The sequence below is a fragment of the Candidatus Omnitrophota bacterium genome, assembly GCA_028715965.1.
GTDB lineage: Bacteria > Omnitrophota > Gorgyraeia > Tantalellales > Tantalellaceae > JAQUQS01.
This window is the reverse complement of the sequence record JAQUQS010000002.1, coordinates 205,721-214,570: the sequence shown is the minus strand read 5'-3', so window position 1 is coordinate 214,570 and position 8,850 is coordinate 205,721. Positions and strand designations below refer to the sequence as shown.

Genomic DNA, 8,850 nt, shown 5'->3' with positions numbered 1-8,850 from the left:
CAGGACAAAAAAGAAGCCAGGTTAGACAAAATGGACAGGAATGACGACGGTACGGTGGATAGGAAAGAAAAAATGATGGAAAGAAAGTGGGATAAAGAAAATAACCCTCCGGGGCCGAAAGGCGGCCCGGGCACCAATTGGGAGAACAAGCCGGGACCACAGGGCGGTCCGGGTGCCAGTCCGGATGTGAGGAAGCGAGATAACGACAATAACCCTCCGGGGCCGAAAGGCGGCCCGGGCACCAACTGGGAAAATAAGCCGGGACCACAGGGCGGTCCGGGTGCCAGTCCGGATCGGGGAAAGAAGAGGTCCGGGAAAAGATCTAAGTAGAGGAAGTAAGATAGCTGGACCGGATCGAAGGATAATAGCGGCAGTAACACCGGTGGATATAAGAGCACAACGCAAAGCGGCCGCAAAACTAAAAGCGGAAGATAATATAACGTTCAATAGGTAACGCGAAAGAGGAGGGGTTCTACCCCCTCCTCTTTTTTAAAACCGTTTCTAATATCAAAGCTAAATCCGTCACGGTTATTGAACTCAAACCTGTACCAAGAATCAAAGCTAAACCTGTACCTTGAAAGCGCTTTATGTCTTAAAATAAAATATCGTCAAGTAGGGGACTCGGAACTCCAAGAGTGCGACTGGAATAACTGCTCCATGGATATTCTTCGGCTCTTTGGCATATCTTGGCCCTGACCGGGTTAAATTCTACGTAAGTTATACAATTTACAAGATATTGATCCTTTTGCACTATGTAGCTCTTGTACCGTCCTTGCCATAAATGTCCGGATTGTTCGTATCTGGAGTTGTGCCATTTGCAATAAGATAGATTGATACAATGCATGATATTTTTTAGCGAATATTTGTCGTGAGGATCGATCACTAAGTGAACATGATTGTTCATTAGACAGTATGCATAGAGCCTAAACCCGTACCTATTTTTATATTTCCGTACAGTTTTAAGATATCGAACAAAGTCATCCTGGTGAGAAAATATCGTTTGTCCATGATTGCCTCTTACAATAATATGATAGACAACGTTATCGATAAGAACACGGGCTTTTATTGGCATGACAGCTCCTTTCTGGGGGCGTTTGACATAAATTTTCAAAATTCATTCCATGAAATGGCTACAATAGTGAGACAGAAAAAAAGACATGATTGCTGCAAAAAAATGTGAAGGGTACAGTTTTGAGAACGAAAACGGGAGCAGGTTTAAGATCGGAAGAGAAACAGGTTTAGCTTTAGGAATAGAAACGGTTTTGCTTCAATAACAAAAACGGTTTTTTATGATATACTTTAGTGATGCGGCATATTGAGGAGAATAAAAGCGCGGGGATAATGTATCGCAAGTGGCTTGCCCCTATACCGGAAGCTGTGGCGCTTCTTGTCCATGGGATGGGAGCCCATACCGGCCGCTGGGAAGCGTTCGGAGAGTATTTCAGGGGAGAAGGTATATCGTCTTACGCGCTTGAACTCAGGGGATTCGGCGCCACCCCTCCACCGAAAGGCCATGTCCGGTCCTTTAGGGTCTATCTGGACGATATAGATCCACTTATGGACATCATAAGTGCCGAAGCTGCCGGGAAAGATGTCTTTATCGTGGGTGAAAGTATGGGGGCGCTTATAGCGATGCTTAAAGTAATGGAACATCGCCGCGCGTTCAGCGGGCTCGTCTGTATGTCCCCGGCCTTCAAGGATATTATGCATGTTCCACTTTCTATGTATATGGCCATATTCGCCGCGCTTGCCTACAACCCCGAAAAGACATTCAGGATGCCTTTCGATTCGCATATGTGCACGCGCGACGAAAGATACAGGACGGCTATGGACGAGGACCATCTGGAAACCAGGCATGCTTCCGCGCGTTTGTGTTTCGAGCTATTGAAGGCACAGATTAAATGCGTGCGTGAGGCCGGATCCCTGGAACTACCGGTCATGTTCCTTTCCGCGGGGCAGGATAAGCTGGTGGATACGAAGGTGATCGGAGAGGTCTTCAAACGGGTGAAAAGCGGGAAAAAGACACTTTTGGCATATCCCGGCATGTATCACTCCTTATCCATCGATAACGGCAGGGAACAGGTCTTTAGGGATATACGGGAATGGATGCGGAGCGTAACGCGATCGGACGGAATGGAGAGGGGATGAAGTATATACTCGCGATAGACCAGGGGACCACGGGGAGCCGCGCCATCATATATGACAGGAAAGGCAGGGTGGTCGCGAGCTCTTATCGTGAATTCAAACAATATTTCCCGAAACCCGGCTGGGTGGAACATGACCCGCGTGAGATATGGGCAAGTGTAGATGGCTCCATACAGGATGTGCTGCTGAAAGTACCACCGGGATCGATAACCGCTATAGGGATAACAAATCAAAGGGAGACCACTGTTCTGTGGGATGCCCAGACCTCAAAGCCTGTTCATAGGGCTATAGTGTGGCAATGCCGGCGGACCGCGGAAAGGTGCGACCACATAAGAAAGAGTATCGGAGCGGCGTTTTTCCGGGAAAGAACGGGACTTCCGGTCGACGCGTATTTTTCGGCGACGAAGATAGAATGGATACTCAGGAACGTCAAGGGCGCCAGGGAAAAGGCAAGGCTCGGTAAGATACGTTTCGGGACAACGGATACGTGGGTGCTTTGGAACCTGACCGGAGGCAAGGTACACGCTACAGATTTCACCAATGCTTCCAGGACGATGCTTTTTAATATAAATAAAAAGGCGTGGGACGGCGGGATACTGAAAAAGCTGAATATACCCAGGAGCATCCTTCCAGAGGTAAGAACGTCCTCAGGGGTGTTCGGTTATACGGTCAAGAGAGGTCGTTTGCCTGCCGGGATACCTGTGTCCGGGATAGCGGGGGACCAGCAGGCGGCCCTTTTTGGCCAGGCGTGTTTCTCTCCCGGCAGTGTTAAGAACACGTACGGTACGGGTAGTTTTATACTTATGAATGTCGGGAAAAAGAAAGTTCGATCGGAACACGGGCTTATACTTACGCTTGGATGTGGCAGGCGCGGAGAACCTGTATATGTACTGGAGGGCGCGGTGTTCGTGGCCGGAGCGGCCATACAATGGCTTCGCGACGGGTTGAGAATAATAAGGAACGCAAGGGAAACGGAAAAGATGGCCGCGGGACTCAAGGACAATTACGGGGTGTATTTCGTTCCAGCGCTTGTTGGGTTGGGCGCGCCTTACTGGGACCAGGACGCCCGCGGGGCCATATACGGGATAACAAGGGGGACGACCGGAGCGCATATCGCCAGGGCCGCGATCGAGGCCATATGTTACCAGACCCGTGACGTCCTTGACGCCATGCGGAAAGATTCCGGGATAAAGATAAAAGAGCTCAAGGTCGACGGAGGCGCCGCGGCCAATTCGTTCCTGTGCCAGTTCCAAGCGGATATAACCGGTACGAAAGTGGTACGTCCACGTATCATTGAGACGACATCTGCCGGAGCGGCATACCTGGCGGGTCTCGCGGTGGGGTATTGGAAGAACGCGGATGAGATCAGGAAATTCTGGAGGGAGGACCGGGTGTTCACGCCTGCTATGGGCAAGGCGAAGGCCGGAACGCTCTATAAGGAATGGAAAGGCGCGGTCGGAAGGACGCTTACGAAATGAAAGAATACGATCTTGTTATAATAGGTGGAGGAGTATCCGGGGCTGCCATTGCCCGTGAAATGTCGAAATACCGACTTTCCATAGCTTTGCTGGAAAAAGAGGAAGAACTCGGGTTCGGTGTGTCAAAGTCCAATAGCGGGATAATACACCCCGGTACGCAGAATGATCCTTCTTCCATAAAAGGCCGCCTTTGTGTCCGGGGCAACAGGCTGGTGAGGAGGATCGCGCGGGAACTGGGAGTAGACCTCAAGGAGGTCGGTGAGCTTATTGTCGCGTTCAATGATGAGGAGGTCCAGCGTCTTTACGCGCTGAAAAAAGAGGCGGGATCTCTAGGGGTCCCCGGGTTAAAGATCGTAGACAGGAAATGGCTGGCGAAGAACGAGCCTAACCTGAACCCGGACGTAAAAAAAGCCCTTTACGCCCCGACCGCGGCCATAATCAGTCCATACAGGCTGGTATATGACCTTGCCGAGAACGCCGCGCGTAACGGCGTGGAAATATTCGCGCGCACATGTGTGGAAAGTATAGGAACGACCAGTAACGGTTTCAGGGTACATACGACCAGTGGTGAATTTCCCGCGAGATACGTCGTGAACGCCGCCGGGCTTTACGCGGACAGTATCGCCGCTATGGTCGGGATAAAGGATATATCCATAAAGCCACGGAAGGGGGAAGAGTTCCTGTTGGACAAGAAAAGGCAGGGCATTACCCGGCACCTCATATTTCCGTTGCCGACACCCTCCAGTAAGGGTGTCCTAGTTATCAAGACCGCTGATGGTAACCCTATGATAGGACCCACCGCCGACGATACGGAAGATAGGGAGGATCTGGCGACGACGAATGAGGGGTTAGCGAAAGTGGTTGACGCGGTAAGGAAGATGGTGCCGTCCATCGAGCCGGACGATATTATCGCCTATTTTGCCGGGGTCAGGCCGGTGGCTGGAAAGGATTTCATTATACGGCATGAGGATAGCGTGCCGGGATTCGTGAACGTGGCCGGGATACAGTCGCCGGGGCTCACGGCCGCTCCCGCCATCGCTGAAATGGTGAGGGATATCCTGCGCTCGTCCGGTCTCAGAACAAGACGCAAGCTTTTCTTCCATGGAAAAAGGAAGAGGACCACCCATCTTTTCGCTATACCGCTCAGGGCGGCCGCCGGTCTTATCCGGAAGGACCCATCTTACGGGGATATCGTATGTAGATGTGAGATGATATCGGCCAGGGAGATCAAGGACGCCATTGCCCGGGGGGCTCGTACGCTTGACGGTATAAAATTCAGGACAAGGGCCCAGGCGGGAAGATGCCACGGGAGTTTTTGTACAACGCGTATAATGAGGATATTGGCCGAAGCTACGGGCCGTAAGATGACGGATATCACAAAGCGCGGCGAAGGGTCGTGGATAGTCATGAAGGACAGGGCGGATGACGCGACGTGAGCTTGTTATAGTGGGGGGTGGACCAGCGGGGATGGCCGCGGCCGTTTCGGCGCGGGATCATGGCGTTGAGGATATACTTATCGTCGAACGGGACCAGTTCCTGGGCGGAATACTTAACCAGTGCGTTCATACGGGGTTCGGAATAGAATATTTCAAGGAAGTGCTTACCGGTCCGGAATACGCCGGGAGGTTCATTGAGATGGTGAAGAAGGCTCCCGGTATCGAAGTAAGCCTCAGGTCGTTCGCAGTTGACCTGTCAGCGGATAGGGTGCTCACGTATCTTAAGCCCGGGCGGCTTGAGAGAGTAAAGGCAGGAGCGCTTGTAATGGCCACCGGATGCCGGGAGAGGACGCGCGAGATGATACACATACCGGGGACAAGGCCCGCGGGTATATTCTCGGCGGGGCTCGCGCAAAAACTTATCAATATCGAGGGACTTCTTCCCGGCAATAGTGTCGTAATAGTGGGGTCCGGGGATATAGGGCTTATTATGGCCAGGAGGTTCACGCTGGAAGGGGCGCAGGTAAAAGCCGTGGTCGAGATACAGAACAGGGCTTGCGGGCTTGTACGTAACGTGGTGCAATGCGTTGAGGATCTTGATATTCCGTTCTATCTGCGTCATAAGATAAAGAAGATATATGGCAGGGATAGGGTAGAGAAGGTGGATATAGTTATGGTCGACGACGATTTCAACGAAGTTAGCGGTACGGGGTCCAGCATTGAATGTGATACGCTCCTGGTGTCAGTAGGCCTTATTCCCGAGAACGAGCTCATAGAGATGGCGGGAGTCAAGATCGACAGGAGGACTAATACCCCGGTATCCGATGGACGCGGGAAGACGTCCATACCGGGTGTTTTTGTCTGTGGGAATTCGTCGAAGGTATATGATATCGTGGACCGGGTCACACATGATAGTGTTGAGGTCGGGCGCGTGGCCGCGGAATTCCTGAAAAGGCGGATATGATAAAAAGAATGATCTGCACAGAATGTCCGGTCGGATGTGCCCTTACGGTAGATATGGAAGGTTGCGAGATAAGGGAAGTGACGGGCAATAAATGCGCTAAGGGTCAGGTATACGCCGTACATGAAGCGGTGAACCCCGAACGCGTCCTGACCACTACAGTGCTTACCCTGGGAATGCCGCTCAAGATGCTGCCGGTGAGGACGTCACGACCTGTCCCGAAGGACAGTATGCTTGAGCTCATGTCAGTGATCAGGAAAATGCGTGTTACTGGCCCCGTCAAGGCCGGTGACGTGATCGCTGGGGACCTTCTCGGTATGGGGATAGATCTTGTCGCCACGCGGGATATGTAGGCCGGCCATTTTTTTATGGCGGCGGAAAGGAATGAAATGGAATATGTACACGGATATTCGGAAAAACAGCTTAAACGTCTTGGGGACCAAGCGGGCGCGCTGGCGGGCATATTGCATGAGGGTGTCCGATACCCTGATAATACCTCACTTCTCGAAATAGGTTGCGGCACTGGCAGCCAATCCGTCATATTGGCCGCCAACAACCCGGGAGTGAAGATCACTTCGGTCGATATATCGGAAGTATCGCTCGAGGTGGCCAGAAAGAACGCCAAAAAACATAAGCTCGACAATATCACCTTTCTCCGCGCCGATGTTTATGCCCTGCCGTTCGATAAGGAAAGTTTTGACAACGTGTTCGTGTGTTTTTTTCTGGAGCATCTCAAGGACCCGGTGAAAGCTCTCGGCATAATAAGAGGGCTGTTAAGACCGGGGGGCGGCGTTACCGTGATCGAAGGCGACCACGGATCATGGTACGCGTATCCGGAAAGCCCGGAAGCGAGAAAAGCCGTCCAATGCCTCGTTGATATACAGGCCGCGCTGGGCGGGAACGGACTTATCGGCAGGGAGCTTTTCCCTCTCCTGAAAAAAGCGGCTTTCAGGGATATCAAAGTATCCCCGAAAGTAGTGTATGTCGACTCCGATAAGCCTGAGCTTGTCGAAGGCTTTTCCAAGAGGACGTTCATAGCCATGGTGGAAGGGGTCAGGAAGGATGCCATCGGGTCAGGCCTTATTGAAAAGAGCGCCTGGGATAAGGGCATGAAAGACATGTACCGGGCTACGGAAGAGGACGGAGTGTTCAACTATACGTTCTTCTCGGGAACGGCCGTAAAATAACATATCTTGTTCCATATTCAAGAAATGATTGACGACAGGCCGTTATTCTGCTAATCTATATAGCAGATTGGCTATATGGGAAAGGAATGTGGGATGGAAGAACTCTCTAAAATAATGAAAGCCCTGGCGGATATTAACCGCATAAGGATACTCAAGATGCTGGAAGGGAATAAGCTCTGTGTATGCGAACTGGCATATGTTCTGGGAATAACCCAGCCGAGCGTATCACGTCACCTGAAAAAACTCAAGAACGCCGGCATAATAAAGAATGAGCACGAAGGATTCTGGACGAATTATTATATCAACCCGGATAACGGATACTCAAAGGCGCTACTGGGGAAGCTGGAACAGTGGGCGAACTCGGATGAAATAGTGCTTTCGGACAGGGCAAAGATAAAAAAAGCCGACAGGAATAAGCTTTGCTGCCAGCGGACCACGCCGCAGGCGGGGAAAAAGAGGTGCCAGTGAAAGAGCGGAATAAATTGATATTGATGGTGGCGGCTTTTCTGGCGTGTTTTTATATGCCGATCGATCTCCTGCCGTTCAGGAATCCCGTGTTCGAGGCTATAGCCCTGGTAAAATGGTATGCGCGGGAACATGTGCTCCTTTGCCTTGTCCCGGCGTTCTTCATAGCCGGTGGCATTTCGGTATTCGTGAGCCAGGCCTCCGTGATAAGGTATTTCGGGGCTAAGGCCAATAAGTTCCTGGCATATTCCGTGGCGTCCATATCGGGCGCGATACTCGCGGTGTGTTCCTGCACGGTCCTTCCCCTGTTCTCGGGCATATATAAAAGAGGCGCAGGTCTGGGTCCGGCCACGGCGTTCCTCTATTCCGGGCCGGCGATAAACGTGCTAGCGATCATCATGACGGCGCGCATCCTCGGATGGGAGCTGGGTATCGCGCGAGCCGTAGGTGCCGTGGTGTTCAGTGTCGTGATAGGGCTTTTGATGCATATGATCTTTATAAAGGAAGAAAGCGCAAGGCAGGCCGGGGGGGATCTTTCTATCGGGGGAGAAAAGGAGGGGAGAACACTCGTCCAGAACGCGGTATATTTCGCTTCTATGGTGGCCTTCCTCGTGTTCGCGAATTGGGCCGCTCCGGCGGAAGGCGAGGGTGGCATATGGGCCGCGATATTCGCCGCGAAATGGTATCTCGCGGGTGGTGGACTTGTCGTAACGGGCCTTACGCTCTTAAAATGGTTCCGCGCAGATGAAATAACGGATTGGGTCGCGAGTTCATGGGCATTCGCCAAGCAGATAATCCCGCTACTCTTTTTGGGTGTTATCGCGGCGGGCCTTCTCCTGGGAAGGCCGGGACATGAAGGCCTTATCCCGGCATGGATCATCGCTAAAGCCGTAGGCGGGAACTCTTTACTCTCGAATTTTTGCGCTTCCTTCCTGGGGGCGTTCATGTATTTCGCCACACTTACGGAGATACCGATATTGCAGGGACTTATAGGCGCCGGGATGGGTAAAGGACCGGCATTGGCCCTGTTATTGGCCGGGCCCGCGTTAAGCCTGCCAAATATGCTCGTGATCAGGGGGGTCCTGGGCACGAAAAAGACGGTTGTTTATGTCGGCCTTGTCATAGTGATGGCGACATTTAGCGGAATATTGTTCGGCGCGATAGCCGGATAAGGGGGA

10 protein-coding genes are annotated in these 8,850 nt (G+C 52.0%); 9 read left to right on the top strand and 1 reads right to left on the bottom strand.

The genetic code is table 11. The features are described 5' to 3' along the window. The coding region (locus tag PHH49_02230) for a hypothetical protein (GenBank protein ID MDD5487764.1) at positions 1-330 on the top strand (330 nt) is incomplete at its 5' end. A gap of 262 nt (positions 331-592) precedes the next feature. Here PHH49_02230 and PHH49_02225 read toward each other — a convergent pair. Next, positions 593-1,072 carry a transposase gene (locus PHH49_02225; GenBank protein ID MDD5487763.1) on the bottom strand — a complete coding sequence of 160 codons (480 nt, stop codon included), beginning with the start codon at positions 1,070-1,072 and terminating at the stop codon, positions 593-595. Between the two features lie 233 nt (positions 1,073-1,305). Here PHH49_02225 and PHH49_02220 point away from each other — a divergent pair, with 233 nt between their 5' ends. The 8 genes from PHH49_02220 to PHH49_02185 all read left to right on the top strand — a co-directional run bounded on the left by PHH49_02220 (position 1,306) and on the right by PHH49_02185 (position 8,844). Then, positions 1,306-2,148 (top strand): lysophospholipase, encoded by an 843-nt coding sequence (locus PHH49_02220; GenBank protein ID MDD5487762.1) that lies wholly within the window; start codon positions 1,306-1,308, stop codon positions 2,146-2,148. Continuing rightward, positions 2,145-3,623, top strand: coding sequence for a glycerol kinase GlpK (gene glpK, locus PHH49_02215; GenBank protein ID MDD5487761.1), 1,479 nt, complete (start codon positions 2,145-2,147; stop codon positions 3,621-3,623). Before PHH49_02220 ends, glpK begins: the two co-directional genes overlap by 4 nt. Continuing rightward, positions 3,620-5,059: an NAD(P)/FAD-dependent oxidoreductase gene (locus PHH49_02210; GenBank protein MDD5487760.1), complete on the top strand. Its 1,440-nt coding sequence runs from the start codon at positions 3,620-3,622 to the stop codon at positions 5,057-5,059. The genes glpK and PHH49_02210 overlap by 4 nt, the downstream gene beginning before the upstream one ends. Continuing rightward, positions 5,046-6,023, top strand: a complete 978-nt coding sequence (locus PHH49_02205) for an FAD-dependent oxidoreductase (protein ID MDD5487759.1) — start codon at positions 5,046-5,048, stop codon at positions 6,021-6,023. The genes PHH49_02210 and PHH49_02205 overlap by 14 nt, the downstream gene beginning before the upstream one ends. Beyond that, positions 6,020-6,373 (top strand): DUF1667 domain-containing protein, encoded by a 354-nt coding sequence (locus tag PHH49_02200; protein ID MDD5487758.1) that lies wholly within the window; start codon positions 6,020-6,022, stop codon positions 6,371-6,373. Before PHH49_02205 ends, PHH49_02200 begins: the two co-directional genes overlap by 4 nt. Before the next feature lie 15 nt (positions 6,374-6,388). Continuing rightward, the gene (locus tag PHH49_02195) at positions 6,389-7,207 is read left to right on the top strand and encodes a methyltransferase domain-containing protein (protein ID MDD5487757.1); all 819 of its coding nucleotides are present in this window, start codon (positions 6,389-6,391) and stop codon (positions 7,205-7,207) included. A 75-nt stretch (positions 7,208-7,282) separates the two neighbouring features. After that, positions 7,283-7,675: a metalloregulator ArsR/SmtB family transcription factor gene (locus PHH49_02190; GenBank protein MDD5487756.1), complete on the top strand. Its 393-nt coding sequence runs from the start codon at positions 7,283-7,285 to the stop codon at positions 7,673-7,675. Further along, positions 7,666-8,844: a permease gene (locus tag PHH49_02185; protein ID MDD5487755.1), complete on the top strand. Its 1,179-nt coding sequence runs from the start codon at positions 7,666-7,668 to the stop codon at positions 8,842-8,844. Before PHH49_02190 ends, PHH49_02185 begins: the two co-directional genes overlap by 10 nt. Positions 8,845-8,850: the final 6 nt, after the last annotated feature.

Coding starts and splice junctions, on each gene's coding strand:
- PHH49_02225 (MDD5487763.1), bottom strand. CDS start 1,072: ATGCCAATAAAAGCCCGTGTTCTTATCGATAACGTTGTCTATCATATT.
- PHH49_02200 (MDD5487758.1), top strand. CDS start 6,020: ATGATAAAAAGAATGATCTGCACAGAATGTCCGGTCGGATGTGCCCTT.
- glpK (MDD5487761.1), top strand. CDS start 2,145: ATGAAGTATATACTCGCGATAGACCAGGGGACCACGGGGAGCCGCGCC.
- PHH49_02220 (MDD5487762.1), top strand. CDS start 1,306: ATGCGGCATATTGAGGAGAATAAAAGCGCGGGGATAATGTATCGCAAG.
- PHH49_02190 (MDD5487756.1), top strand. CDS start 7,283: ATGGGAAAGGAATGTGGGATGGAAGAACTCTCTAAAATAATGAAAGCC.
- PHH49_02195 (MDD5487757.1), top strand. CDS start 6,389: ATGGCGGCGGAAAGGAATGAAATGGAATATGTACACGGATATTCGGAA.
- PHH49_02205 (MDD5487759.1), top strand. CDS start 5,046: ATGACGCGACGTGAGCTTGTTATAGTGGGGGGTGGACCAGCGGGGATG.
- PHH49_02210 (MDD5487760.1), top strand. CDS start 3,620: ATGAAAGAATACGATCTTGTTATAATAGGTGGAGGAGTATCCGGGGCT.